This window comes from Psychrobacillus sp. FSL K6-1415 (genome assembly GCF_038003185.1).
In the GTDB taxonomy this organism is placed as follows: Bacteria; Bacillota; Bacilli; order Bacillales_A; family Planococcaceae; genus Psychrobacillus; species Psychrobacillus psychrodurans.
In genome coordinates this window covers 3,276,678-3,303,294 of record NZ_JBBOOQ010000001.1, presented here as the reverse complement: position 1 = coordinate 3,303,294, position 26,617 = coordinate 3,276,678, and the positions used below count along the sequence as shown (strand labels likewise).

The 26,617-nt window shown below is 36.3% G+C and carries 24 protein-coding genes and 1 riboswitch; of the genes, 12 read left to right on the top strand and 12 right to left on the bottom strand.

Annotation, left to right across the window (positions count from 1 at the left end; all coding sequences use genetic code 11):
- Window positions 1-91: 91 nt before the first annotated feature.
- Together MKY60_RS16015 and MKY60_RS16010 are read right to left on the bottom strand one after the other, a co-directional pair.
- The gene (locus MKY60_RS16015; RefSeq protein WP_340930545.1) at window positions 92-433 is read right to left on the bottom strand and encodes a DUF4870 domain-containing protein; all 342 of its coding nucleotides are present in this window, start codon (window positions 431-433) and stop codon (window positions 92-94) included.
- 42 nt (window positions 434-475) lie between these two features.
- The gene (locus MKY60_RS16010; protein WP_340930543.1) at window positions 476-1,540 is read right to left on the bottom strand and encodes a M20 family metallopeptidase; all 1,065 of its coding nucleotides are present in this window, start codon (window positions 1,538-1,540) and stop codon (window positions 476-478) included.
- A gap of 106 nt (window positions 1,541-1,646) precedes the next feature.
- A riboswitch (TPP riboswitch) is annotated at window positions 1,647-1,738 on the top strand.
- 64 nt (window positions 1,739-1,802) lie between these two features.
- Between MKY60_RS16010 and thiT the strand changes: the two genes are divergently transcribed.
- Both thiT and map read left to right on the top strand, forming a co-directional pair.
- Window positions 1,803-2,384, top strand: a complete 582-nt coding sequence (gene thiT, locus MKY60_RS16005; protein ID WP_090568369.1) for an energy-coupled thiamine transporter ThiT — start codon at window positions 1,803-1,805, stop codon at window positions 2,382-2,384.
- A 47-nt stretch (window positions 2,385-2,431) separates the two neighbouring features.
- Window positions 2,432-3,181, top strand: coding sequence for a type I methionyl aminopeptidase (gene map / locus MKY60_RS16000; protein WP_090568372.1), 750 nt, complete (start codon window positions 2,432-2,434; stop codon window positions 3,179-3,181).
- Between the two features lie 195 nt (window positions 3,182-3,376).
- Here the strand turns inward: map and MKY60_RS15995 are convergent, their stop codons facing one another.
- Entirely contained in the window at window positions 3,377-4,105 is a 729-nt protein-coding gene (locus MKY60_RS15995) for a tryptophan-rich sensory protein (RefSeq protein ID WP_340930540.1), read from the bottom strand.
- 157 nt (window positions 4,106-4,262) lie between these two features.
- Between MKY60_RS15995 and MKY60_RS15990 the strand changes: the two genes are divergently transcribed.
- Both MKY60_RS15990 and MKY60_RS15985 read left to right on the top strand, forming a co-directional pair.
- Window positions 4,263-6,065: a M3 family oligoendopeptidase gene (locus MKY60_RS15990; protein ID WP_340930538.1), complete on the top strand. Its 1,803-nt coding sequence runs from the start codon at window positions 4,263-4,265 to the stop codon at window positions 6,063-6,065.
- Between the two features lie 6 nt (window positions 6,066-6,071).
- Window positions 6,072-6,617 carry a GNAT family N-acetyltransferase gene (locus MKY60_RS15985; protein ID WP_090568382.1) on the top strand — a complete coding sequence of 182 codons (546 nt, stop codon included), beginning with the start codon at window positions 6,072-6,074 and terminating at the stop codon, window positions 6,615-6,617.
- Between the two features lie 99 nt (window positions 6,618-6,716).
- Here MKY60_RS15985 and MKY60_RS15980 read toward each other — a convergent pair whose 3' ends face one another.
- The 4 genes from MKY60_RS15980 to MKY60_RS15965 form a co-directional block, all read right to left on the bottom strand.
- Entirely contained in the window at window positions 6,717-7,286 is a 570-nt protein-coding gene (locus MKY60_RS15980) for a beta-class carbonic anhydrase (RefSeq protein WP_090568385.1), read from the bottom strand.
- A 436-nt stretch (window positions 7,287-7,722) separates the two neighbouring features.
- Window positions 7,723-8,730 (bottom strand): rod-share determining protein MreBH, encoded by a 1,008-nt coding sequence (mreBH, locus tag MKY60_RS15975; protein ID WP_090568387.1) that lies wholly within the window; start codon window positions 8,728-8,730, stop codon window positions 7,723-7,725.
- A 256-nt stretch (window positions 8,731-8,986) separates the two neighbouring features.
- Complete coding sequence (locus MKY60_RS15970) at window positions 8,987-9,121, bottom strand: hypothetical protein (protein WP_269915757.1); 135 nt, start codon at window positions 9,119-9,121, stop codon at window positions 8,987-8,989.
- Between the two features lie 91 nt (window positions 9,122-9,212).
- Window positions 9,213-10,445, bottom strand: a complete 1,233-nt coding sequence (locus MKY60_RS15965; RefSeq protein ID WP_340930536.1) for an aminopeptidase — start codon at window positions 10,443-10,445, stop codon at window positions 9,213-9,215.
- A gap of 191 nt (window positions 10,446-10,636) precedes the next feature.
- Between MKY60_RS15965 and motA the strand changes: the two genes are divergently transcribed.
- The 4 genes from motA to MKY60_RS15945 all read left to right on the top strand — a co-directional run bounded on the left by motA (window position 10,637) and on the right by MKY60_RS15945 (window position 14,313).
- A complete protein-coding gene (gene motA / locus MKY60_RS15960) occupies window positions 10,637-11,440 on the top strand; it encodes a flagellar motor stator protein MotA (protein ID WP_269922350.1) in 804 nt (267 codons plus the stop codon).
- Window positions 11,424-12,197, top strand: a complete 774-nt coding sequence (gene motB, locus MKY60_RS15955) for a flagellar motor protein MotB (RefSeq protein WP_090568395.1) — start codon at window positions 11,424-11,426, stop codon at window positions 12,195-12,197. The genes motA and motB overlap by 17 nt, the downstream gene beginning before the upstream one ends.
- A 107-nt stretch (window positions 12,198-12,304) precedes the next feature.
- Window positions 12,305-13,405, top strand: a complete 1,101-nt coding sequence (locus MKY60_RS15950; RefSeq protein ID WP_090568398.1) for a carbohydrate kinase — start codon at window positions 12,305-12,307, stop codon at window positions 13,403-13,405.
- Window positions 13,402-14,313 (top strand): pseudouridine-5'-phosphate glycosidase, encoded by a 912-nt coding sequence (locus tag MKY60_RS15945; RefSeq protein WP_090568401.1) that lies wholly within the window; start codon window positions 13,402-13,404, stop codon window positions 14,311-14,313. Before MKY60_RS15950 ends, MKY60_RS15945 begins: the two co-directional genes overlap by 4 nt.
- Window positions 14,314-14,743: 430 nt before the next feature.
- Here the strand turns inward: MKY60_RS15945 and MKY60_RS15940 are convergent, their stop codons facing one another.
- Window positions 14,744-14,965, bottom strand: coding sequence for a DUF1128 domain-containing protein (locus MKY60_RS15940; protein ID WP_090568404.1), 222 nt, complete (start codon window positions 14,963-14,965; stop codon window positions 14,744-14,746).
- A 65-nt stretch (window positions 14,966-15,030) separates the two neighbouring features.
- On the bottom strand, window positions 15,031-16,389 hold the full coding sequence (locus tag MKY60_RS15935) for an alanine/glycine:cation symporter family protein (RefSeq protein WP_090568406.1): 1,359 nt from the start codon (window positions 16,387-16,389) through the stop codon (window positions 15,031-15,033).
- A gap of 193 nt (window positions 16,390-16,582) precedes the next feature.
- On the opposite strand from MKY60_RS15935, the gene MKY60_RS15930 reads away from it, so the two are divergent.
- Window positions 16,583-16,966, top strand: coding sequence for a hypothetical protein (locus MKY60_RS15930; RefSeq protein WP_090568409.1), 384 nt, complete (start codon window positions 16,583-16,585; stop codon window positions 16,964-16,966).
- A gap of 26 nt (window positions 16,967-16,992) precedes the next feature.
- Complete coding sequence (locus MKY60_RS15925; RefSeq protein ID WP_340930531.1) at window positions 16,993-17,964, top strand: YihY/virulence factor BrkB family protein; 972 nt, start codon at window positions 16,993-16,995, stop codon at window positions 17,962-17,964.
- Window positions 17,965-18,630: 666 nt separating this feature from the next.
- Here MKY60_RS15925 and MKY60_RS15920 read toward each other — a convergent pair.
- From MKY60_RS15920 to MKY60_RS15910, 3 genes are all read right to left on the bottom strand, one after another.
- Window positions 18,631-20,541: a heavy metal translocating P-type ATPase gene (locus MKY60_RS15920; protein WP_340930529.1), complete on the bottom strand. Its 1,911-nt coding sequence runs from the start codon at window positions 20,539-20,541 to the stop codon at window positions 18,631-18,633.
- A 401-nt stretch (window positions 20,542-20,942) separates the two neighbouring features.
- Window positions 20,943-22,472, bottom strand: coding sequence for a fumarate hydratase (locus MKY60_RS15915; protein WP_090568415.1), 1,530 nt, complete (start codon window positions 22,470-22,472; stop codon window positions 20,943-20,945).
- 544 nt (window positions 22,473-23,016) lie between these two features.
- A complete protein-coding gene (locus MKY60_RS15910; protein ID WP_090568418.1) occupies window positions 23,017-23,202 on the bottom strand; it encodes an SE1561 family protein in 186 nt (61 codons plus the stop codon).
- A gap of 394 nt (window positions 23,203-23,596) precedes the next feature.
- Between MKY60_RS15910 and MKY60_RS15905 the strand changes: the two genes are divergently transcribed.
- Together MKY60_RS15905 and MKY60_RS15900 are read left to right on the top strand one after the other, a co-directional pair.
- Entirely contained in the window at window positions 23,597-24,775 is a 1,179-nt protein-coding gene (locus tag MKY60_RS15905; RefSeq protein WP_090568423.1) for an MFS transporter, read from the top strand.
- Window positions 24,772-26,523 carry a methyl-accepting chemotaxis protein gene (locus tag MKY60_RS15900; RefSeq protein ID WP_340930527.1) on the top strand — a complete coding sequence of 584 codons (1,752 nt, stop codon included), beginning with the start codon at window positions 24,772-24,774 and terminating at the stop codon, window positions 26,521-26,523. Before MKY60_RS15905 ends, MKY60_RS15900 begins: the two co-directional genes overlap by 4 nt.
- Window positions 26,524-26,617: the final 94 nt, after the last annotated feature.

Sequence of the window (26,617 nt, the reverse complement as noted above, 5' to 3'; positions counted from 1 at the left end):
TGACTAGGTTTTTTACTTTCATCGGTATCGCTCCTTGGCTTTCGATATTAATAGTTATGTACCCTCAAACTCCAATACATAAACTCTCTCTTTATCGTAAAACTTTAATGCCCTGGACTATATTCCAAATCATTACTATTACATATACGAGCATGTAAATCGCGATAAGTATTAAAGGTCCGGCAGCCATCCATAGGGAAGGCTGTTCATTAAATCCCGATGCAATGGGGGTGAAGCTTGTAAAAACACTAATGAATAAAATTATTAACAATATTACAGGTATAATGTGGGAAATTAATGATTTTTTCGCATGATATTTTACATTAGAATCTTGTGATATAAAATAAACGATAATAGGCAATAAAAAAGGAGCAAACAATACACTAAAATAAGAAAGTGCTGATAAAATTTTAGGGTTATCCAGTCTATTCAACCTCCTTTCCTCAATTTTTAACAAAATACTCAGCTATATGTTTCATTTCTTAAATAAGGAAACTAAAATATTCTTGTAATTTTCCAGAGAGGAAATAGATACATATTCTTTTACACCATGCCAATCCCCTCCACTTGGTCCAAACTCAATTGCACCTGCTCCAGCTTCCGCGTAGAAGCGAGCATCGGCAGCTCCATGCTGCCCAAATAATACAGCAGGTTTTCCGATGAACTGTGAAGTAACATGTGCAATACGTTCGATAAAAGGATTAATGGCTTCCGTTGTTACTGCAGGTGCAGTCGCTTGAATCTTAAATTCACTTTTAGGGAATTTCTCTGCCAACTTTTTAATCTCTGAAGTAATACTCTGCATATTCTGGCCAGGAACAAAGCGAAGATCATAGCTTATTATACATTCATCGGGAACAACGTTATAGCGATCACCTGCTTGTATTTTCGCCAAGTTTAAGGAAGGATAATCATAGAACTCATTGCTTGCAGTTAAAAAAGAGAGAGTGCGTAGCTGTTGGTCAAACAGAAAAGCTTGCTCAATTGCATTTTTTCCTTCCCATGGACGGCTACCATGACTAGGTTTACCTTTCAGTATTACATCAAACTGAATAATTCCTTTTGCCTGTAAACCAATTTGGAGGTGGGTAGGCTCGCCGCATATAACAAAGTCACCAGTATATCCTTGATCAACTAAAAACTTGGTAGTTTTACCGTCGGTTTCCTCATCCGTTACAATATGAAGCTGAATTTTTTTAGTAAGACTTTTAGATTCTTTAGAAAGCTCGTAAAAAGCTTGCATCATCGCAGCAACTCCTGCTTTCATATCAGCAGTTCCTCGACCATATAAAAGATCACCTTCTATAAATGGCTCGAATTGCTCTGGGTTACCTGGAACAACATCTACATGCCCATTCCAAATCATACATTCATCACCAATTCCTATTTCTGCTACTAGCATCAACTTTCCCTCATGCTGTAAGACAGTTGTATGAATCCCACGTTCTTCTAGCCAACTTTCACAGAATAATAAAGCATTATTTGCACTTTCGATTGTGTCACTTTTGATACGTACCAGATCTTTTAGTAATGTAAGCATGTGAACATCCCCTTTTTCATATATTTATTTCATTAGTATAACAAATGAAACAAATAAGGTTGCATTAGGCATTTTATTCAGATACAATGAATTCGAACTAAATAATTCAAACCACAAGGGGCGCCACAATAGTGGCTGAGATAGTACCCTTTGAACCTGTAAGTTAGTGCTTGCGTAGGGATGTGGATGGAAACTGACAATCGCGCGATGTCTGGGTCTATCCCGGGGGTCGTTTTTTTGTGGTCAAAAAAAGGGGATTGTCATGAAAAATCAACGTGTATTAATATTAATGGAAATCGCTATTTTTGCGGCGTTAGGATATGTTTTAGATATGATTGGCTTTGGAATGCCACAGGGCGGCTCCGTAACATTCGTTCTTGTACCTGTTATTTTAATGGCCTTTCGTCGTGGTATAGTTGCAGGTCTTGCTACTGGATTTTTAATAGGTGTGCTACAAGTGGTAACAGGGCGATTTTATGCAGCGCCATTATCATTTGAAATAGTTATTGCACAGGTTGCAATTGATTATTTCATCGCCTTTATGGTTGCAGGGTTCGCTGGGTTTTTAAGACCTGCATTTTTACAGGCATTTGAACAAAAAGATAAAGTGAAAATGATTACAGCGGTTGTCTTAGGAGCATTAATAGCTGCTTTTCTTCGTTATTTAGCACATGTGACTTCAGGTATTCTATTCTTTGGTGAATTTGCTGGCGATCAAAACGTCATTTTGTATTCATTAATCTATAATTCTACTTATATGATTCCTGTATTTTTAATTGCTGCTTTCATTTGTTCCATTTTATTTGTTAAAGCTCCGCGCCTTGCACTGCCGAATTCTCACTAAATATGATATGATTAGAGTACATTTAGTGAAGAAGGGATCTTGTTAAGATGATTGTACAAACTGACGAAGAGTTAGTGGCATTAAAAAAAATAGGGCGTATTGTTGCAGAAGTAAGAGATGTGATGAGGGCTGCAACTAAACCTGGTATTACAACGAAAGAACTGGATGAGATTGGCGGAAAGTTATTTACAGAGCATGGTGCGATTTCTGGACCAATGGGTGAATATGATTTTCCAGGATATACTTGTATCTCCGTCAACGAAGAAGTTGCTCATGGTATCCCGGGTTCTCGCGTAATTCAAGAAGGCGATATTGTGAATATTGATGTGTCTGGATCTTGTGATGGATATTTTGCAGATACAGGTATTTCTTTTGTTGTTGGTGAGGGATATGAAGAAAAAGAAAAATTATGTGCAGTGGCAGAGAGTGCATTTGAACGGGCTATGTTGAAGGTGAAAGCAGGCTCTCGTTTAAACCAAATCGGAAAAGCGGTTGCTAGAGAAGCTAAAGATAATGGCTTGCATGTTATTATGAACCTAACTGGGCATGGTATTGGAAAATCGTTACATGAAGCTCCACAACATGTCTTGAATTATTATGATGCATGGGATCCTACGATATTAAAAGAAGGAATGGTTTTAGCAGTAGAGCCGTTTATTTCTGCAAAGGCAGAGCATATTGTAGAATCTGGTGATGGTTGGACATTTGTAACTCCCGATAAATCGTTAGTAGCACAGATTGAGCATACAATTGTTGTAACAAAAGGTGCTCCTATATTATTAACTAAATTAGACTAAAACAAAAAGCCTTCGAAATTTACTTTTTCGAAGGCTTTTTTTAAATTAAGAATATGGATTAACATACTGCGGATTTCCGTGGGTGTTGAAGTTTTAGGAGAGTGGCGGACAGGCAATACGTCATAATATTAACAAAAAAAGGGATGCTTAGTTGTGAGGTCTGTCACAACCAAGCATCCCTAAAAAGTTTTAACTTTAAAGGGGTCTTGTGCTTTTCTTAAAGAATATAATCCCCACGATTAGGACGCAGCTTAGAAAAATGGATGCTGCGGTTAGGAGTAGTTCGCTAAAGTTGTGGTGAATTGCTACTCCAATGAAAGTCCAGATAAAAACAATTGGCATAAGACGGTCTAAATAATGATAACGAAAATGAAGAGCTATAGCTGTCGCAATGGTTAAGAAAATAACTCCCCAAAGTGATTTTGTCATACCAAATCCATCAAATTCATAAAACGTTAGGAGATAAGATAGGTTTGTGAAGAAACTGATAAATGTCCAACCTAAAAGGAAGGAAATTGGCAATCGATTTTTTCGGCTTAAATCATCTAAAGGATAGGTTAGATACAATTTAAACAAGCAGCTTAGTAAGACTGTGAGAAAACCAAAAGCGTATCCAAACAGTTCGTAATGCCAGCTTAATATACACAAAATATATAACACAGAGGCTATTCCGTATAATAGAATACGCTTCGTAGGAATAGGACGAGAAGATTTATAATCCTTCATATTGTTCCAAATCCACCAAGCTAATAATATAAAAATAACAATCCATATGTAAAACACATAATTTGCTGGAGTAAAAAATACGGGAAGTCTGTTGAATATCTCGCCACTAGTTTGACCATTTATGGGTAGTAAAATAGATAATAGTTTAACAATTACAGTAGATATAAAAAATAACATTAAAAGGATTATTTTAAACATTCAGCTGCCTCCTTCTATTTAATAAGTATACCTTTGATATATAGCAACAACAAATTAGAATTATGAATGTTATGTGACGAAAATCAAACAATCTGTATTAGAAAAACATGATATACTAGAATTCTAAAATAATTGTCAATATAGGAGGAATATTTAGATGATTGAACAAACTTATCCGGTTGTCTGGGATCTCGATCGCTTTTTTGAAGGGGGAAGTAACTCACCATCTCTAAGAAGCCATTTGGATAAAGTAAAAGAAAAGCTAAGCAGCTTTGAAACTAAACTAAAAGACTTTGATTCACCAACATCTATTGCCGATGTCTCAAATATCGAGAAAATGGTTAATGAGCTAAAAGATATAGCAACTAATTTATCAGAAGGTGGAGCAGTAATTGGGTGTTTTTTAGCACAGGATACAACGGATAAGCAGGCGGCATTGTTACAGGGCGAGGTAGGGTCGCTATACGCTAAGTTCTCTTCTCAAATGCTAACCATTCAACAAGTGCTAAGTAAAACGAAGGAAACTGTGTGGGAGGAACTGCTTCAAACGACAGAACTTTCTCCTTTTGCATTTGTGTTAAATGAATGGAGAGATGAAGCAAAGCGAATGCTCTCTGAAAAAGAGGAAGACATGATTACGACACTAGGAGTGGATGGCTATCATTCATGGGGTCAACTTTATGATTTACTAGTCGGTGATATTCGCATTAAACTTACTATAGATGGTGTACAAAAAGAAATGTCGGTTGGTCAAGCAAATAATCTTAGTTCCCACGAGGATGCAATGATTCGTAAAGAGTCATTTGAAGCGTTAGAAGCTGCTTGGACAGATAAAGAGGAGTTCTTTGCGAAAACACTAAATCATATTGCAGGCTTCCGTCTTGCAATTTACGAAAAAAGAGGATGGGATTCAGTTTTAGAGGAGCCTCTTCATATTAATCGCATGAAAGAAGAAACACTAAATGCAATGTGGGGTGCTATCTCGAAAAATAAAGCTCCATTCGTAGAATACTTAAATAAAAAATCGGCAATGCTAGGCGAAAAACAAATGCATTGGTATGACTTAGATGCACCAGTTAGTACTTCTACAGAGAAAATGGATTATCAACAAGGTGCGGAGTTTATATTAAAGCATTTTAAAGAATTTGGACCGAAATTAGAATCATTTTCAAGAAATGCATTTGAAAAGGGTTGGATAGAGGCAGAGGACCGTCCAAACAAACGTCCGGGAGGATTTTGTACAGGAATGCCTGTATCAGAGGAATCACGTATTTTCATGACGTATAGTGGATCAATGTCCAATGTCTCTACATTAGCTCATGAATTAGGTCACGCCTTCCATTCATACGCTTTAAGACCAGTACACTGGATGAATCGTCAATATGCAATGGGTGTTGCTGAAACTGCCTCTACATTTGCCGAAATGATTGTAGCGGATGCTGCAGTAAAAGAAGCAAAAACAGATGATGAAAAAATTGCTTTACTGGAAGATAAAATTCAACGTAGTGTAGCATTTTTTATGAATATCCATGCTAGGTTCTTATTTGAAACTAGATTTTATGAGGAACGTAAAAATGGAATTGTTTCTGCTGCACGCCTAAATGAATTAATGGAGTTAGCCCAACAAGAAGCATATGGTGATGCATTAGATACAACACATCCGCACTTTTGGGCATCAAAGTTGCATTTTTATATTACGGAAGTACCGTTCTACAACTTCCCTTACACATTTGGTTACCTATTCTCTTTAAGTATTTATGCAAAAGCTATAAGCGAAGGCGCAAACTTTGAGGAAAAATATATTGCTTTATTGCAGGACACAGCTGTAATGTCAGTAGAAGATTTAGCGATGAAACATTTAAATGAAGACATTACACAGGAAGCATTTTGGCTAAAAGGTATTGATCTGTGTATTCAAGATGTGAGTGAGTTTATCCAATTAACTAACGCAAAAGGGTGAAGGTGTTTGATTTATCTAGAAGGAGATACATGCTATTTACGAACATTAAATACGAAAGATGCACCAGCCTTAGCGGATCTTACTTATCGTAATAAGATGTATTGGTCCGTTTATGAACCTCTGCATCGGGATGATTATTACACAACTTCTGTTCAACGGGAGAAGATTCGTGAATCTCTCACGTTATCGAAGGAAAAAAGAGAATATAGCTTCGGTATTTTCGAACATCAAACAGAAAGAATGATTGGTAGTGTATCACTATACAGTATTAAGAGAATGCCATTTTCAAGTGGGCTTATTGGATATTCCATGGATGAGCTTTATATTGGAAAAGGGATTGCTTCTGAAGCAGTTCACCTAGTAAAAATATTTGGATTTGAGCACGTCCAATTAAATCGTATCGAAGCATATGTATCTCCGCATAATAACGGCTCTATTAAAGTTTTAGAAAAAAATGGTTTCATGCAAGAGGGACTTCTACGAAAACTGCTTTATATCAATGGTAAATGGCAAGATCATTATATATATGCATCCTTAACTGAAGAGCATTGAAAGGGCAAGAGTATACTTGAGAAATTTAAAAACGGCTTATTCATGAAAACTGAATAAGCCGTTTTTTATACTATTTCTGTCGATTTCCTGGGAAATAATTTATTTTTTGTCGACATTACCGTCTGTCAATAAATCTAATCGACCAGTTTCAGGGTCAATAATCAGTCCGTGAACAGGAATTTCAGGAAGCATAAGTGGATGATTTCGAATCATTTCTACACTATGTAATACACTGCTTTCTACGTTAGAAAAACCTTCTAACCATTTTTCTAAGTTCACACCGGAATTATTTAGGATATCTAATACACGTGGATCTACTCCTCGAGTAATCATTTTATCCATAATTTTATCGGTTTGTATAGCACTCATACCACAGTCATGATGACCAATTACATATATTTCATCGGCTTGTAACTCATAAACAGCTACGATAAGGCTCCGCATAATTCCACCAAATGGATGGTTAATGATTGCTCCGGCACTTTTAACTATTTTTACATCACCATTTTTAAAATTCATGGATTTTGGGAGCATTTCTGTTAACCTAGTATCCATGCAAGTTAAGATAACAATACGTTTATTTGGAAACTTGGTAGTTAAAAAAGGTTCGTATAGTTTATTTTCCACGAAGTGATCATTGTATTTTAAAATCTCATGTAAGCTTGGCATAGTATTCCTCCTTTAGGTTGTAATTATATTTTATAGGAAATGAAAGATAATTGCTTTACTTAATACTTGAACCTGACTAAAATGAGACTTTTGCTGAGAAGGGCTTTCGACAAGAGCTCATAGTGACTACCTTGGAGAGGCATGGGGAGCATGAAACAGCTTGCTTCCTAAATATAAAGAGCTATTACACCTTCCTAAACATTTACTTGCCCGGCACAAGAAGTTACTTGCTGAGATCCATCTTTTATTTTTGATTAAATACTACTTACTTGCGGAACGGTTATAAAGTTTATAATAATTAGAATGCAACATAATCTATAAGTATGTAAAAAGCAAGGGAGTTGTTCGCCATAGTGGACAACTCTCTTGCTTTTATAGTAGAGATAACTTTATTCGAAAGAGGAATAAACCAAATTTCAATGAATAAAGTTCCACTTTATTTTGCTAGTTTTTGTTTTCGGTCTGATACAAAGAAGGATTTTCCTGTCCCTATAACCACGGACTGTAATGGCTCAGGTGCTAGATGAACTGGTACTTCAATGACCTGGGTTAACCACTCGGAAATATCCTTTAGTAATGCTCCACCACCAGTTAAGATTACGCCATGGTCAACTATATCTCCTGCAAGCTCAGGAGGGCAGGTTTCTAGTGTTGCGCGTATTGCTTCTAAAATAGTTTCCAATGATTCAGATAGAACACCCTGTATCTGAGTAGAAGATAAATGAATAGTCTTAGGTAATCCACTAACAACATCTCTACCAGTAGCTTGCATTTGTTCTACTGCATGAGGAACCAATGCATGTCCTATAGTCATTTTGATATTCTCAGCAGTGGCTTCTCCAATAATAACATTGTACTCTTTTCGAACAAAGTGAATAATTGCTTCATCCATACGATCTCCAGCTGCCTTTACTGTATGGGACGCTACTACTCCACCAAAAGAAATAATGCCAACTTCTGTCGTACCACCACCAATGTCTACAATCATACTTGCGACAGGCTCATCTACTGGAAGACCTGCACCGATTGCTGCAGCTACGGGTTCTTCCATTAATTGAACATCTTTTGCTCCACTTTGTCTTACAGCATCTTGTATTGCTCTTCTTTCTACAGAAGTTGCACCAGATGGTGTACATACAATTACAGTGGGTTTTCTTAAAGAAGTACCAAGTTTTTTCCCTGCTTTTTGCATTATAAGTTTTAGTAGTTGTGTTGTAATGTCAAAATCGGCAATTACTCCATCCTGTAATGGACGTATTACCTCGATTGAAGTAGGTGTTTTGCCAATCATTTTTTTTGCTTCTTCACCGAAAGCTACGATTTCACGCGTTTTAGTATTAACTGCTACTACTGTGGGTTCATCTATTAATAAGCCTTTGCCTTTTGTATAAACTAATGTATTTGCTGTACCTAAATCTATTCCAATATGTGAGTTTGAAAACATTTGTCTTCCTCCTATTCCAATCATACTTAGTAATTATAATAGATAAATAGTAGGTTGCCATTTGTAACATAATGGAAGTTTACATATATTTCAGAGTATCTTAGGTCATTTGAAATAGTATAGCGAGATAAATTGAACGAATAGTAATAGTTTGTCATCTAAATGTAATAGAAATGAAGTTAATTTGAAAAGAAAAAGAGAAGAGATATCAAATAAAAAAAACAACCGTCAGCTTACTCGACGGTTGTTTTATGAGTTATTGAAAAGGTTTTGGATCTATTGTAGATGCATCTTTAGAATTCATACCTTTTCCAAAGTAATGCAAAATTACATAGCCTACGATTCCCATAATTGCAGTAAAACCAAGCACTGTAACTGTGTATAAAGCCATTTTATAACACCTCACTTGTTTTCTTGTACTTATTATAACGTAAAAATGAAAGAATTGTAACTAGAAATATATAGAATTTAAGTTAACAATATTAAAATGCCCAGTTTCCATTTCGGAATATTGGCTCTGAAGTTCCATCTTCTTTAATACCGTCAATGTCCATTTTTTCTGAACCAATCATGAAATCTACATGTGTAATACTTTCGTTTAAGCCATTTTCTGCTAATTCTTCGCGACTCATTTTCTTGCCGCCTTCTATACAGAAAGCATATGCACTACCGATTGCTAAGTGATTAGAAGCGTTTTCGTCAAATAATGTGTTATAAAATAATAGATTCGAGTTAGAGATTGGTGAGTCATGTGGTACTAGTGCTACTTCACCTAAATAGTGTGACCCTTCGTCCGTTGCAACTAAGTTCTCAAGCACCTCTTGACCTTGTTCAGCTTCCACTTTTACAATGCGACCTTGTTCAAATGTAATAGTGAAGTTATCAATAATATTCCCGCCGTAGCTCAATGGTTTAGTGCTTGCTACATAACCGTTAACACCTGTTTTTAATGGAACAGAGAATACTTCCTCCGTTGGCATGTTAGCCATAAAAGAAAATCCTTTTTCGTTTGTGCTACCAGCCCCACACCATAGATGTCCCTTAGGTAATTCAATCGTTAAGTCTGTCCCAGGAGCTGTATAATGAAGTTTTTTATAATTTTTGTCGTTTAGATAATCTACCTTTGTATGTAGAAGATTATCATGTTCAATCCATGCTTCTGTTGGATTTGCGACATCCGCACGCACTGCTTGGAAAATTGCTTCCCAAAGGGCAGGTACTTGTTCTTCCACAGGTAATTTAGGGAATACCTTCTTAGCCCATTCTGTAGATGGAGATGCTATTACTGACCAACTGATTTTGTCCGATTGTACATATTGACGATATTTGCTTAAAGCTTGACCCGCAGCCTTTTGGAACGCTGAAATTCTAGAGGAATCCACTCCTTTTAAAAGGTCAGGGCTTTGACTAACAACGCTTATAAATGCAGCTCCGCCTTCTGCTAACAATTCTTTTTCTTGTGCTTTCCAAGAAGGGAAGAAATCAAATGAGTCCGCAGGTCCAAGTTCATAGCGTAATCGTGTGATTTCATCATCTGTTAAATCTACGAATACTTGTTTAGCTCCAGCTACATAAGCTTTTTTAGTAATCAATCGAACTAATTCAACGCTATCAGTGGAAGCTGCAATAAATAAATTCTGTCCTGGTTGAATATTCACTCCTACTTCTACAACAAGAGAAGCATAGTTTTCTAATTTTGTATTAAAAGATGTCATATGGATACTTCCTTTCTATTATTATCTCCATAGTATCAGTTTTGCGCTTGTATTATCAATATTCAAATTAGTCGATAAGTTAAATTTTGTTCATAATTCGAAAATTTAATATAGTCAATCGGTAGATTAATATTAAAAAAATATGAATATAGCCGAAATAAAGGAAAGAAATAGAATGTGGGGGAAGTTGAATGGATAAGTCTACAGTATTCGGTTTAATAATAGGGTTTGTTTCATTATTAGTTGGGATGGTTTTAAAAGGTGTTACATTGGGTGCATTATTAAATCCTGCAGCAATCTTAATCATCATTTTCGGTACGATTGCTACAATAGTTATTGGATTTCCAATGGCAGAATTAAAAAGAGTACCTAAGATTTTTGGAGTTATTTTTAAAGAAACAAAACTAGTACCAGATGTGGAAGTAATTAAAATGTTCTCAAGCTGGGCAGATTTAGCAAGAAGAGAAGGATTATTGGCACTTGAAAGTAAGTCAACAGATGTAGAAGACCCATTTTTAAAAAACGGTCTTACGTTAGCAATTGATGGACAAAATGCAGATTATATTAGAGATGTACTTACAGAAGAAATTGACGCACTAGAGGAAAGACATTCAGGTGGTGCTCAAATTTTTACTCAAGCGGGGACATATGCTCCCACACTTGGTGTACTTGGGGCCGTAGTAGGTTTAATAGCTGCCTTAAGTGATATGAGTGATATTGATAAATTAGCACATGCAATTTCTGCTGCCTTTGTAGCGACTCTATTAGGGATATTCACTGGGTACGTTTTATGGCATCCATTTGCGAATAAATTAAAACGTAAATCTAAACAAGAAATCAGACAAAAGACAATGATGCTAGAAGGTATCCTTTCAGTATTAGAAGGAGATTCTCCACGAGTTATTGAACAAAAATTAGCTTCCTATCTATCTATGTCAGAGCGTAAAAAAGTATTGAATGAAAGCGGGGAGGCTGGCCTTGGCAAAGAAGCATAAAAAACATAAGCATGAGGAAGAAGTAAGTGAAGCCTGGCTACTTCCGTACTCTGATGTTTTAACATTATTATTAGCCTTATTTATCGTATTATTTGCTACTAGTTCTGTAGATCAACAAAAATTGGAACAAATGTCTCAAGCGTTCAACGAAGTCCTTACTGGTGGAACCGGTATTTTTGAACAGCCATCTCCTTTGGAAGTGCCAGATGCTCCTGATGATTCAGGTCAGGGAGAAGATGGAGAGAGCACTGCATATATGGAAGACCAGCAAGCACTCTCCGAAATTCAAGATAGTGTGGATGAATATATAGCAGTAAATGCGCTAGAAAAACAGTTTGTTACTAAACTAACCGATGAAGGTTTACTTGTTACGATAAGAGATAGTATATTATTTGATACTGGAGAAGCAGAAGTAAAAGGTGAGTATCGTTCAATTGCTGAAGATATATCCGATTTACTTGTATTTGATCCTCCTAGAAATGTCGTTATCACTGGTCATACAGATAATATTCCTATCTCTAGTAGTGAATATTCTTCCAACTGGGAGCTAAGTGTAATGCGATCAGTGAATTTCCTGAAAATATTAGCAGGAAATAATACGATAGATCCGCTATATTTTAGTGCGAAAGGTTACGGTGAATTTAGACCTGTAGCTTCCAATGATACTCCAGCAGATCGGGCAAAAAATAGAAGAGTTGAAGTATTGATTCAACCACGCGTTCTAGAGGATGGTACTTTAAACGACCAACCTGAATAATAATAAAGACTGGCAACCAAAAGATGGTTGTCAGTTTTTATTTGACTTTATAAAACAAAAGTTTATAATTAAAACAAATGTTCAGTGAGGAAGAGAGGTGTAAGCAAATGAATACAAAAGAAGTGAGTATTTTAAAGTACCTGCGAGAAAATCCATATGCATCTCAAATGGAAATAGCAAACGAACTCAAAATGTCTAGACCGGCAGTTGCCAATATTATTTCCCAATTGATAAAAAATGGGAACATCACAGGAAGAGCTTATATTTTACCTGAGAACAAAGAAATTATTTGCATAGGTGGAGCCAATGTAGATAGAAAATATACAGTGATCAATAAGCTCCAAATGGGTACTTCTAACCCTACATCTAGCATACAAAGTGTAGGAGGAGTTGCAAGGAACATTGCGGAAAATTTAGGTAGATTAGGACAAACTGTACGTTTGTTATCAGTTGTTGGAACAGATATGGAATATGAAGCTATTGAAAAAGCCTCTAATAATTGGATGAACTTATTTTCCATTGAAAAGCTACCAAATTACACAACTGGAACATATTCGGCAGTGCTAGATTCAAGTGGAGAAATGCTTCTTGCTCTAGCAAATATGGATATCTATGAACAGTTGACTGTAGATTATTTGAAAAAACATGAAACACATTTAACGAATTCTCAGCTCATAATTATAGACATGAACTGCTCGAAAGAAGTGATTGAATACATCCGAACTGTTTCTATTGGGCATAATATACCACTTGCTTTAATACCCGTATCCTCACCTAAAATGGATAGAATGCCTGATTCATTAGAGGGCATTGGATGGTTAATCGCAAACAAAGATGAAGCAGAAATGTATTTAGGTATAAATATTGAGGATAAAGAATCATGGGAAGTAGCAACAAGATTATTTGTGCAGAAGGGTATTTCCCATGTAGTTATAACCTGGGGTAGTGAGGGCATAATGTACGCAGGTAGTGACATGGAAACTTCCTATTTTCCAGCAATTAAGGTAGAGGATGTGATTGATGTCACTGGTGCAGGGGACGCATTTGTTTCCGCTACTTTATATGCTTGGTTGAATGGTGAGGATATTACAACGACCATACAAACAGGCATGGTAAACGCTAGTAAAACTATTCGCTCCAGCGATACGGTAAGAACTGAGCTTTCTCGAAATAATTTAACTAATGAGATGGAGGAAAATAAAAAATGAAACAATATATCACTTATTCAGAAGAAGTAGCAAAAGGAATGCAAGAAGGAAAGGCAATCGTTGCGCTAGAATCTACAATTATCTCTCATGGTATGCCATACCCGCAAAATGTTGAAACTGCTAGAAAAGTAGAACAAATTGTGCGTGATAATGGTGCAGTTCCAGCGACTATCGCTATCATGGACGGAAAGATTAAAATTGGTTTATCCGATGCAGAATTAGAAACGCTAGGAACAAGTAAAGATGCAAGAAAAACTTCTAGAAGAGATCTTGCTTACGTTGTATCTTCAAAAGAAATTGGTGCAACTACAGTAGCAACAACTATGATTTGTGCTGAAATGGCTGGAATTAAGTTATTTGTTACCGGTGGAATTGGCGGTGTACATAGAGGCGCAGAAACGACTATGGACATCTCAGCAGATTTAGAAGAACTATCAAATACTAATGTTGCAGTAGTTTGTGCTGGTGCAAAATCTATTTTAGATATTGGTTTAACTTTAGAATACTTAGAAACTAAAGGTGTTCCTGTTGTAGGTTTCCAAACAGATTCTTTCCCAGCATTTTATACAACGACAAGTGAATTTGATGCAAACTTCCGTTTAAACAATGAAAAAGAAGTAGCAGAAATGTTGAAAGCTAAGTGGGATCTTGGGTTAAATGGTGGAGCAGTAATTGCAAATCCTATTCCTACAGAACATTCATTGGAAGAGTCTTACATTAATACGATTATCCAAACTGCTCTACAAGAAGCTGAAGAAAATGGTATCAAAGGGAAAGATGTAACTCCATTCTTGTTAGGAAAAGTAAAAGAACTAACAGAAGGTAAATCTTTAGAATCCAATATCGAACTTGTTTATAATAATGCTCGAGTTGGATCTAAAATTGCAGTTGAATTAAATAATCTATAAGAAAGAAGGCTATCTATTATCAGTAATGATGACAATAGATAGCCTTTTATTAGTATTCAATTCTATAAATTAAGGCTGTGAATTCATGTGTGTTTGGTAAAATTATCCGCTCCGCAAATAAAAGGTAATGATCCGCAAGTAAATATAGGGTTAGAGCAAGTAAATCATTCACGACAGCAAGTAAGTCATAGATGGAAGCAAGTAAACAATGGGTTAGAGCAAGTAACGAAAAACTAGAATCCAATAAGCTATTATTAATAAGCAGGCACAAGATTCTCCAGTGCATAAAGACAGTGTTCCTGGTAATAAGATAGTGATATAACTGATATATTATATAGGTTGTCCCAAAAAACGTATATTTTATATACAAAAAATGGTTAATCGTGATGTTATTCACGACTAACCATTTTTAATGAACATGATTCTGTACTTATTTTCTTAGGTTTCCTAGTTCAGATGCAATTGCTTGCATTTCACTGGGACTAAAAGTATCTCTTTTTTTAACCATTTCGTATAAGTAAACAAGATCATCATATTGTGTTGCATTGAAATCCTCTGATCTCATTGCATCTACATTGACCATACGAAGTTTCTCTTTAATTGTTTCAATCATATACGTGACATTTTCTGCTGAGGGTTGTGATAAATTCATTCGTAGTAACCTGCCTTTCATACATTAGAATTAATCATTTCACGCTAAGCCTGCAATGTCAAACACTAAATAGATTTTGCTGCCTCTTTTTCTTCTTTTAATTTCTCTTGAATTTTTTTCGTTTCATAAATAATTACACCAGAAAGTCCTAGTAGTCCTATTAAGTTAGGAATAGCCATTAATGCATTAGTTATATCTGAGAAAGTCCAGATTAAATCTAATGAAACAACAGATCCTACAAATACCATCAAGACAAAAGCAATACGATACACAATTAGAAGTGAAGGATTTTTGAATAAATATTGGAAACATTTCTCTCCGTAATAAGCCCAGCCAATTATCGTAGATGAAGCAAAGAATATCAATCCAATTGCTACTACAATTGGTCCGAAGTCACCTAAGAAGTGTCCAAACGCTCCAGTTGTAATTTCATTTGCAGCTAAACTTTTGTCGGTATATATTCCAGACATGACAATTGTGATACCAGTAATTGAACAAATGATAAATGTATCAAAAAATACCTGAGTCATCGAGATAAGCCCTTGACGACCAGGAAGGTCTGTTTTTGCCGCAGCTGCAGCAATAGGAGCAGAACCTAAACCAGCCTCATTTGAGAATACCCCACGAGCAATACCATATCTAATAGCAGCACCGATTGCTCCACCTGCCGCAGCTTCAGTTGAAAATGCCATCTTAAAAATTGTTACAAATGCTTCAGGAATAGCTGTAACATTCAAAATCATAATAATTAAACCAGAAACAATATAGAAAACCGCCATTACAGGAACAAAAATCGCAGTAACTTTACCAATGGATTTAATACCACCTAGAATAACTAAAGCAGCAAAAGCAGTTAATACAATTCCAGTTATCCATGTTTCAATTCCAAAAGTATCATTTACAACTCCTGCAACAGAATTGGATTGTGTTCCATTTCCGATACCAAATGCTGCCACTGCCCCAAAAATTGCGAATAAAACAGCCAACCACTTTTGTTTTAAACCATGTTCTAAATAGTACATAGGTCCGCCGGCCATTTCACCATTGGCATCTTTAACACGATATTTAACAGCTAGTACCGCTTCTCCATACTTTGTCGCCATTCCAAAGAATGCAGATATCCACATCCAAAATATTGCCCCAGGACCACCTAGAACTACCGCAGTGGCAACCCCAACTATATTACCAGTACCAACCGTTGCGGCCAATGCTGTAGTGAGAGCCTGAAACTGTGAGATATCTCCTTCTGCAGACTTATCATGATTTTTGGAGAAAACTTGCTTCAATGCAGCAGGTAACAAGCGTAATTGTAAAATTCCTAAACGCAATGTTAAATAAATACCAGTACCTACTATTAATACTAAGAGTGGAATTCCCCATAAAAAGGATGATACCGTTCCTAAAAACTCATTCAATTGTTCCATCAACATTACCCCCTATGTTATTGTCTAAAAAGAAATCTATCATCCTTTCATATTATTTACCCTTGTTACAATATTCGTAAAATTCAGTGTGCTAGTCAAGACTATTTTTTAAATAAATGAAAATATTGTTTGATTCTATTTTGGTGAGGGTATAATTAAAGCATCTATATAGTTAAACTTGGAGGTAATTTGGATGAGTGAAAATAAATTTTTAAAAGGTATTATATGTGGGGCAGTTGTTGGTGGAGCTCTAACAATGCTTGACAGAAAAACAAGAGATTCAGTTATGAACAAAACAAGATACATTCGAAATGAAATTCAATATTACAGTAAAAATAGGGAAGAATTAAAAACAAATATCGAACATCAAATAACAAAATGGAAATCGGTCTATGATCAGTTTTCATCAGATGCAATGTATTTAACTGAAAAAGTTAACGAGGCAAAGGAAATCACCCCTCAGGTTAAAACATTATTAACAGATACGAAAGATGCATTTTCTCAATCAAAAGAGGAGTACAAATCAATTGTAGTTCCAGAAAAGGAAGAAAAAAGTATTTTTGAACCAAAAAAGTAATCGTTGCACAGAAAGGAGAGGATGGAGTGAAAGATATTCATGAGAAAAAAGATAATAAAAAAACTTCATCCTCAAGCCCCAGCTGGTTCGAGAAGTTAAAATTTCTAAATATAAAAAAGAAGGAAAAGAAGGAAGAGGTGCATCATGATCTTACTACATGGTCTGGTTACATAAAGCATTTAATACTACATATTCAGAAAACGGATATTGCAGGCTTTGCAGCACAATTAGCCTATTTCTTCCTATTATCCCTATTTCCATTATTAATTTTCATAATAACCTTATTGCCGTACTTAAACTTAGACGAGGCACAAGTCTTTCGTCTCTTAGAAAACTATGCACCACAGGAAGTATATATTCTTATTGAGGAAACATTGACTGAAGTTTTGGTGAGTAGGAACGGTGGGTTACTATCTATCGGGATTATTGGTACGATTTGGTCTGCTTCAAATGGGATGAATGCAATTGTAAAATCTTTAAACCGTTCATATGCACTTGAAGAAACAAGACCCTTTTTCATCGTTAGACTATTATCTATTGTATTTACGTTATTAATGATTATGTTATTTATAGTAGCGCTAGTATTACCGGTATTCGGTCAACAAATTGGTACAATTCTATTTTCATACTTTGGTTTTGAAGAAAGCTTTGTAAAGCTTTGGAATAATTTGAGATGGACGATTAGTCCCTTAATTATGTTTGTGGTATTAATTGCATTGTACTGGATAGTTCCAAATACAAAATTATTCCTAAGAAGTGTATTACCAGGAGCTGCTTTTGCAGCATTTGGTTGGATTATCGTATCATTAGGATTCTCGTTCTATGTTAGTAATTTCTCTAACTATTCTTCTACGTATGGAAGTATCGGAGGGATTATTGTATTAATGTTATGGTTATATATTTCTGGCATCATTTTGTTGGTTGGTGGTCAGATAAATGCAGTTATGCAGGAACGTAAAATAGCTTTAGAAAAAAAGGAAACAGAAGGACGCGTCTAACCGACGTCCTTCTGTTTTTGTTTAAAGATTAAGAAGGTATATAAAAAGTTCCAGTGAATACAGGGCTCATGGAGCATGAGAGAATGAATAATACTGTGATTTCCGTACCAGGGGGTCAGTTCATCTCGAGAATTTCTCGGTGTTCCCGCTGGAGTAGCCACCTTACAATCTAATCAAACGGGGGTAGTACCCCACTAGAAGATTTGGAGAAGCATATCGCTTAGATGATAAGATTAGTCAACGCAAATATAGGGACAAAATGATTGGTAATCGCTGATGAAATAGAAATACTATTTTTCGCTGATAGAGGAAAGCAGACAATTTTATTCTACTAGTGGAAATAAAGAAAAATAGGGAGTGTTTATAAACTAAAGAAGCGAAATAGCACCAGAAATTGTATCTTCTGGCGCTTACCTATGAATTGGAAAGTCTCTTTTCTCTTGTTATCCAAAAACGCACTAACCTGTTTCTAATTGTTGTAGAAGGGCTAGGGACAGGAGAACGCCATAAGATTACCGAAAAAGTGAGTATTGGTTGTGACGGCAGTCACAACCAATACTCACTACAAATTCACTAGGTAATACTATAGCAAAACGTCGGTCTAAAGCACTTCGGAAACGATCGAAACAGGTTTTAACCTAGAAAGATCGGCTGTTTTTAATTCTCTTATATATTCCTATTGAGCATTCGCAATCCATTTAATATGACTAATATGGTACTACCTTCATGACCTATTACCCCTAACGGCAGGTCTACTACTTGAAGGAAATTCGAGACGATTAAAAGTGCGATTATAGTTATTGAAAAAATGATATTCTGCTTAACGATTCGACGCATTTTACGTGACATTTTCACTGCATATGCAATTTTAGATAGGTCATTTTTCATAAGAACGATATCTGCAGTTTCTAGTGCAACATCTGTTCCTTCTCCCATGGCAAATCCAGTTGTTGCTGTTGCAAGCGCGGGAGCATCATTGATGCCATCACCAACCATTCCAACAAAGCTATGTTCCTTAAGTAACGCTTTCATATGTTTCACTTTAGTTTCTGGTAGACACTCGGCAATATATTGATCAATTCCAGCTTCTTTTGCGATCACACTTGCCGTTTTGTCATTGTCACCTGTAAGCATTACTGTTTTAATACCTAGTGCTTGGAGCTGTTTAATCGCGACTTTTGCTTCTTCTCTAACTGTGTCTTTTAAAGCAGCAACAGCAGCGATTCCTTTTCCATCTCGCATGAAGATGACAGTTTTCCCTTCTTCTGTAAGGGTAGAAGCAATTCCGTTATGAAAGGTAAAGGCATCGTTTTTATTAACAAAATCAGGTTTTCCTACTAATACTGATTCTCCGTCAATTGTAGCTTGTATTCCAAATCCAGGTTTATCTTCAATATGGATTAGTGGAAGAGATCCTACGCCTTCTATTTTAGCAAAAGCTGTAATTGCTATAGCTAGGGGGTGATTGGATTGTCCCTCGATAGTTGCTAGTGTTGTTAAGGCTGACATTCTATCTAAATCTGGTCGTACTAAGAAATCTGTAACGACTGGCTTACCGGTAGTTAGCGTACCAGTTTTGTCCAATGCAATTGCATTCATTTCACTAATGTTTTCCAGATGTACTCCGCCTTTGAATAATATACCAACTTTAGCACCGTTCGAAATTGCTGCTAAAGTGGCTGGCATAATAGATGCTACGAGAGCACAAGGTGAAGCCACTACCAATAAAACCATCGCTCGGTAAAATGTTGTGTTCCAGTCCCAATCAAGTACAAAGTGAGGAAGGAAAAGCATAAATACTACTGAGATTAAAACAATTTTCACGTAGGTACTTTCAAAGCGTTCAATAAACTGTTGAGCAGGAGATTTTTCATCCTGAGCTGTTTGCACAAGATTAATGATCTTTTGGAAAAGTGAGTTCTCATTTTCCTTTGTCATTTCCATCGTAATAGCACCGCTCATATTAACTGTTCCAGCGAATAGTTCATCATGTAACTGTTTAGTTACAGGAATAGACTCACCACTAATTGCGGATTCATCAATTGCAGTATTGCCACTTACAACTTTCCCATCTGCGGGGATTCGTTCACCGGGTTTTACAATAAGTTGATTACCTACAACTAACTCGCTCACCGAGATTCGTGAAGTAGTGCCATCACTATTTAATCGCAATGCCTCTTCGGGCTGAAGTTCCATGAGAGATGAAATTTCCTTTTTGCTTTTATTCATTGTGTACGTTTCAAGAGCACCACTTACTGCAAATATAAAAATTAGGATTGCTCCTTCTGTCCAATAGCCGATGATAGAAGATCCGATTGCTGCTAATATCATCAGCAACTCTACATTTAACTCTTTTTCTTTAAATGTTTCTACTAAACCTTCTTTGGCTTTTGCATACCCACCTATTACAAATGCTAGTAAATAGAAAATGATCGATGCTGTTTCTTGCTGTGCGTTACTTAATAGCCATGCAATAAGAATCAGTACCCCAGAAAAAAGAGCTGCTACCAATTCCACATGAGACATTAAATTCGAAAGAAATAGTGGGTTAGATTTTTTATTAGTTATCGTTGTCATATAAAAACCTCCTTGATAATGAATTTCAATATTAATAGTCCTTATAAATGAAGAAAATGGACTTCCGAATAGGAAACCCACTTTATATTCATTACTAATTTATAATTATTATAATCTAGTGGTTTTTATAAGTCAACAGATTGAATTAACTTTAAAAAAGCTTAATATTAGTTCGAAGCGAGCGTATTGATGCAGAAACAAGAGAACACTTTTCGCAAGCAATAACAAAGCCTCCTTGACTTGTATTTTTAAGTCAAGGAGGGCTTAGTGCTAATGCTATTTTGTTTTAATCGAACATTCTACTTTAGACACTACAATTGATTAAAATAAAAAAAGGTGATTTCATATATAATAGTTTGTTTTTTAGTTTCATAAGTACTTATGAAATTAACTGAATCACATTAGCTAAAAACTTTTTCTTTATAAGCAGAAAGCTTTTCTAATGAAGACTTGTCCACGTCAGCATGTAAGCTATTTCCATGAGAGTCCATTGTTACAACTGCTGTGAATTTCTCAACACGAAGATGCCACATTGCTTCAGGGATTCCAAATTCCATCAGATCCACACCATCTACACCTTTAATACAATCTGCATAATACTGAGCAGCGCCGCCAATTGCATTTAAATAAACTCCGCCATGTTCGGAAAGAGCAGCAAGTGTTTTTGGACCCATTCCACCTTTTCCGATAACTGCACGGATGCCGAATTTTTTCATAATATCACCTTGGTAAGGCTCTTCACGTATTGACGTAGTTGGACCTGCAGCACGTACATGCCAATCACCAGCATCATCTTTTTGCATAACTGGACCACAGTGATAAATAATTTGTCCATTTAGGTCAACTGGTGCATCATGGCTCATCAAGTGGTGGTGTATTGCGTCACGGCCAGTATACATACGACCAGTTATCGATACGACATCCCCAACCTGTAGTTCACGAATTTGTTCTTCTGTGATAGGAGCTTGTAATTCCACTATTTTTTTTGGAGCTTCTTCTGAGGATTGGTCCTTGAACTCAATTTTCTCTCCATCTTGGTAATGCCATTCGATAATTTCACCAGTTGTTGGGTTAATATTAATCGCCATACGACGGTACGCCCAACAATTGTAAGCAACAGAAACATAGAAACTAGCAGGGATACGGTGCATGACGCCAACTTTACAGCCTAGTAAAGTCGCTTCACCACCGAAGCCCATTGTACCAATACCTAATGTGTTAGCTTTTTCAACTATATATTGCTCTAATTTTGCTAGATCAGGATTTGGATTAGTATCTTCCACATGACGGAATAATTGTTCTTTTGCTAAATCATAACCAGAAGAACGGTCACCACCGATTCCAACCCCGATGAATCCAGCAGAACAGCCTTGTCCTTGGGCCTGATAAACAGAATGTAGAATACATTTGCGAATCCCGTCTAAGTCACGACCAGCACGACCTAAACCTTCTAATTCAGTTGGTAGGCTATATTGAATATTCTTGTTTTCACAGCCGCCACCTTTTAAAATTAGTTTCATTTCGATATAGTCTTTTTCCCACTGCTCAAACTTTACAACAGGGAGCCCGTCTCCTAAGTTATCTCCACTGTTCGCACCAGTTAAAGAGTCAACTGCATTAGGACGAAGCTTTGCATCTTTAGTAGCTGTAGCTATAGCGCGCTTAATAGCAGCTTTAATTTCTATTTGGTTTACGCCAATAGGTGTTTTAATCTTGAAAGTTGGTAAACCAGTATCTTGGCAAATAGGAGAAACATTATCATCGGCCATTTGAATATTATTTGTAATCGTATCCAGACTCATCGCAGCACGTGTACCAGCATTTTCTGCTGCTTTTGCTTTTTTGATCGCACGACGAACATCTTTCGGTAAATTTGTAGAAGTTTCGGTAATCAAATCATAAATACTTTTCTCTAATTGCTCCAATTGCATGATGCAAACGCTCCTTTGATATGTATATAGGTAACAAACATTACAAGTATACTATTTTATTAGGATGAAAAAAAGAGTTGTCGGGGGAATAAATACTTGAGAATACGCTTTTGTGGTAGATGCGACACCGGAAAATTCATTCATCCATCCACATGAGAAGCGTAGTCATCCACGCACGGACCCATCGAACGCCGGAGGAACTGTAGTAGCGCCCGAGCGTTGTGGTTATCCGCTCGAGAATGGCAGTCATCCGCCCGCGAATCCGTCGAGCGCCCGAGGAACAGGAGTATGCGCCCGAGCGTTGTGGTTATTCGCTCGAGAATGGCAGTCATCCGCCCGCGAATCCGTCGAGCGCCCGAGGGAACTGTAGTAGCGCCCGAGCGTTGTGGTTATCCGCTCGAGAATGGCAGTCATCCGCCCGCGAATCCATCGAGTGCCCGAGGAACAGGAGTATGCGCCAAAGCGCAGTGGTTATCCGCCCGAGAACAGTAGTCGTACGCCAAAAACAAAAAAGTTCGGAATGAAGTCATTCCGAACTTTTCGATTATTCTTTTGTGTTTTTAAACTGCTCCATTTTTAATTCAAGGTCATCCATCATTTGGATTAGACGGTCTATATCTTCAAGTTCAGTTGTCTCGGGCTCGATTGTGTCTAATACTTCTAAAAACATTTGTAGTCGATCTTTTAAATAGGATACTTGTTGTTCTGGATTTGAAATATGATTACCCACAGAAAAACACCTCACTTTATATGTATAGGATAAAGGAATTTTCAAAGAAAAGATAGGTCTAAAGAGTTAATTTAATGATTTGTGTATTTACAATCTTTACAATATTCTGTTTATATGATAAATTATCTTTAAGATACATAGAAGGGAGGCCGTAGTGAATAGTCGACCATTCTAATCAGTAGAAGGAGGGTGTTTAGACATTTCACCGGCAAACAAGCCGAAAATGCAGTTATGAATATACAAGTGAATAGTAGTTATATGTAACGGCTCAGTCCACTATCTTAAAAAGATACCGGCTGAGCCTTTTGTTGTGTAAATATTTATATTAACAAGACGTATTCTCTGCTAAACTAATGCTATTAGATAATTAGTTTGGATAAAAAGAGGTATTACTATGCATGAATTTACAGTAGAAGAAAAAAAACGTTTCAGTATTTTAGTCATTATTGTTTCCATATCTGGTTTTTCACAAGGAATGTTGCTACCTTTAATATCTGTTATTTTTGAACAAGACGGGATTAGTGCAACCTTAAATGGGTTGAGCGCTACTGGATTATACATAGGTACATTATTAATTTCTCCGTTTATGGAACCTCCATTGCGAAAATTTGGCTATAAGCCGATTATTATTATCGGTGGGCTTTTTGTTATTGTGTCCTTAATGCTATTCCCTTTGTGGAAAAGTGTAGCGTTTTGGTTTGTTTTGCGGTTATTGATCGGAATTGGTGATCATGCACTTCATTTTTCTACGCAGACTTGGATTACTAGCTTTTCCCCACAGCATCGATTAGGTAGAAATATAGCTATTTATGGATTATCGTTTGGAATTGGTTTTGCAGTAGGACCTCTATTCGTCCAGTTGGTCGAAATTTTTGAAGGTTTACCATTCATTATTTCTAGTATTCTTTGTTTATGCGCTTGGGTCCTTGTGTTCTTCATTAAAAATGAGAAGCCAGAAGTTTTTACTGATAGTGCGTCGTTATCAGGGACATGGAAACGCTTTGGAGCAGCACTTGCAGTTGCTTGGATAGCATTTATTCCCCCTTTTAGCTATGGCTTTTTAGAATCCTCTTTAAACGCAATTTATCCTGTGTATGGACTTCGAAATGCCTTGGAAATTAAAGATCTATCTTTTATACTTGCAGCCTTCTCTATAGGCGGTGTCGTTTCACAGCTACCGTTAGGAGTATTAAGTGACCGCATTGGTAGAAGAAAAGTGCTTATATTAGTACTAGCATGTGGCGCAGTGACCTTTGGGGTAGCTAGTATGTTCGAAACCTCCGCTCTAGTAGTAGGAAGTTTGTTTTTTATAGCAGGTATATTTGTAGGTTCCACATTTTCACTTGGTATTTCGTATATGACCGATTTAACACCAAAAGAATTATTACCAACAGGTAATCTATTGTGCGGAATATTTTTTAGTTTAGGAAGTTTGTCGGGACCTTTCTTAGGTGGCCTATTTATTCAACTATTTGATGGATTAAGCTTCTTAGTTCTTATAGCACTATTGTTAGGATCATTGTCATTTCTCATATTCATCTCAAATCCACAGAAGGCAGGTAAATTGCTATGAAGCAACATTCCTCTAAGTTAGGAAATAAAATCACATTATATTTTGTCATTGGAATAATTGTACTTGTGGCATTATTCATCTCTGTCCTTATATATAATACGAATAACACGGTCAAAGATACATTAGGGCAAAATGGTATAAATATAGCGCAAAATATAGCTACGTTAGTTGATACCACAGCCTATGAAGAATTTAAAAAGAACCCTGAACAAAATGAAAAGTATTGGGAGTTAAGAGAAGAGTTAAATGATTTACTAATACAAAATGGCATATTGTATGCGTATATCACGGATATTCCTAAAGAAGGAGAAACAGCAACAATACTTGTCGATGCTGCAGAAAAAGATGATGATAGCGCTTATTTACCAGGAGATATAAGTGAAGGAACCGATTATAAAGCTGTAGAAGGTGCATTAAATGGAACTGGAAGCTACACAGATATAGTCGAGGATGAAGTATATGGGGAATACTTGTCATCATATGCTCCTTTAAAAAACGAAGCTGGTGAAACAATTGGAATTGTAGCAGTTGATATTTCTGCAGCAGATGTCCAAGTAATTCAACAAAAAAGCTTAAAAGAATCTGTTCCCTTTTCTTTGATAATGGTAATTCTTTTAGGAGCAATCATTTCTTTTATACTCTTTCGTTATATTAGAAATGCATTGAAGCCATTAACAAAAATGCAAGATGCTTCTTCTAGGTTTGCAAATGGAGACCTCCAGGGGGCTGAGGAGATATTGAAAACTGTTTCTTTAAAACAGAATAATGAAATATCGGATTTTGCGAAATCATTTCGAAAATCAATTGGACAATTATCCTCTATTCTAACAAATATGAATGGAACAGCAGGTTCACTATTAAAAGTATCTGATGAATTAGAGGAAGTAATGAAGTCGGTTAGAACGTCAAATGATGAAATATCTGAAAGTATTTATAAAATAGCTTCTGGTTCTGAAGTACAGAAAACAAATAATGATGAAGCATTAACAGCTATGGAAGAAATGACTATTGGTATTCAGAGAATTGCCGATTCTTCTACATTAGTAGCCACATCATCCAGTGACATGACAGAACTTGTTACTACAAGTGCAACAAATTCCAAGTCAGTCGTTCAACAAATTAAAAACGTGGAAGCTTCTGTACTTGCAACTGAAAAACATGTAAAAGATTTAGGAGATAAATATCATTCCATTGAAGAGATGGTTTCAGTTATTACTGGTATTGCCGATCAGACGAATCTTCTTGCATTAAATGCAGCAATTGAAGCTGCTCGTGCAGGTGAAGCAGGTAAAGGCTTTGCAATTGTTGCTGACGAAGTTAGAAAACTTGCAGAAATGTCGAGGAACTCTGCGGAAGAAATTCGTAATCATATACAAGGATTCCAAACAGTAACAGTTCAAGCGCTCGAAGAAATGGCTAAAAGTGCAGAAGATGTTCAGAATGGGTCACTAGCTGTGGAAGAAATCGGAAACGACTTAAATAAGGTGCTCAAATCTGTACTACATGTAAATGAAGAAGTACAGGATGTTTCAGCAGTAACAGAACAAATGTCTGCAAGCTCTGAAGAGGTTCTTGCATCAATGGAGCAGGTTGCAGCTATTGTAAATGTGGCAGTAGAACAGACGAAAACTGTGGCAATATCAGCGGATTACCAAGTATCTACTGTTGAAAATTTAGATAAAACTATTCAAACTTTACAACAATCAGCCGAGGAGCTTCAGAAAACAATTTCCCAATTTAAACTGTAATAACAAAAATACTAAGAGTTGTTCTATTTAAGAACAACTCTTAGTATTTTTAAAATTATGCAACTTTTCTGTCAATAAAACGTATAACTAGTAG

Bases quoted from the DNA above. Each gene is read 5' to 3' on its own strand.
- MKY60_RS16010 (WP_340930543.1), bottom strand. From the start codon at position 1,540: ATGCTTACATTACTAAAAGATCTGGTACGTATCAAAAGTGACACAATC.
- thiT (WP_090568369.1), top strand. From the start codon at position 1,803: ATGAAAAATCAACGTGTATTAATATTAATGGAAATCGCTATTTTTGCG.
- map (WP_090568372.1), top strand. From the start codon at position 2,432: ATGATTGTACAAACTGACGAAGAGTTAGTGGCATTAAAAAAAATAGGG.
- MKY60_RS15995 (WP_340930540.1), bottom strand. From the start codon at position 4,105: ATGTTTAAAATAATCCTTTTAATGTTATTTTTTATATCTACTGTAATT.
- MKY60_RS15990 (WP_340930538.1), top strand. From the start codon at position 4,263: ATGATTGAACAAACTTATCCGGTTGTCTGGGATCTCGATCGCTTTTTT.
- MKY60_RS15980 (WP_090568385.1), bottom strand. From the start codon at position 7,286: ATGCCAAGCTTACATGAGATTTTAAAATACAATGATCACTTCGTGGAA.
- mreBH (WP_090568387.1), bottom strand. From the start codon at position 8,730: ATGTTTTCAAACTCACATATTGGAATAGATTTAGGTACAGCAAATACA.
- MKY60_RS15970 (WP_269915757.1), bottom strand. From the start codon at position 9,121: ATGGCTTTATACACAGTTACAGTGCTTGGTTTTACTGCAATTATGGGA.
- MKY60_RS15965 (WP_340930536.1), bottom strand. From the start codon at position 10,445: ATGACATCTTTTAATACAAAATTAGAAAACTATGCTTCTCTTGTTGTA.
- motA (WP_269922350.1), top strand. From the start codon at position 10,637: ATGGATAAGTCTACAGTATTCGGTTTAATAATAGGGTTTGTTTCATTA.
- MKY60_RS15950 (WP_090568398.1), top strand. From the start codon at position 12,305: ATGAATACAAAAGAAGTGAGTATTTTAAAGTACCTGCGAGAAAATCCA.
- MKY60_RS15945 (WP_090568401.1), top strand. From the start codon at position 13,402: ATGAAACAATATATCACTTATTCAGAAGAAGTAGCAAAAGGAATGCAA.
- MKY60_RS15940 (WP_090568404.1), bottom strand. From the start codon at position 14,965: ATGAATTTATCACAACCCTCAGCAGAAAATGTCACGTATATGATTGAA.
- MKY60_RS15935 (WP_090568406.1), bottom strand. From the start codon at position 16,389: ATGGAACAATTGAATGAGTTTTTAGGAACGGTATCATCCTTTTTATGG.
- MKY60_RS15930 (WP_090568409.1), top strand. From the start codon at position 16,583: ATGAGTGAAAATAAATTTTTAAAAGGTATTATATGTGGGGCAGTTGTT.
- MKY60_RS15920 (WP_340930529.1), bottom strand. From the start codon at position 20,541: ATGACAACGATAACTAATAAAAAATCTAACCCACTATTTCTTTCGAAT.
- MKY60_RS15915 (WP_090568415.1), bottom strand. From the start codon at position 22,472: ATGCAATTGGAGCAATTAGAGAAAAGTATTTATGATTTGATTACCGAA.
- MKY60_RS15905 (WP_090568423.1), top strand. From the start codon at position 23,597: ATGCATGAATTTACAGTAGAAGAAAAAAAACGTTTCAGTATTTTAGTC.
- MKY60_RS15900 (WP_340930527.1), top strand. From the start codon at position 24,772: ATGAAGCAACATTCCTCTAAGTTAGGAAATAAAATCACATTATATTTT.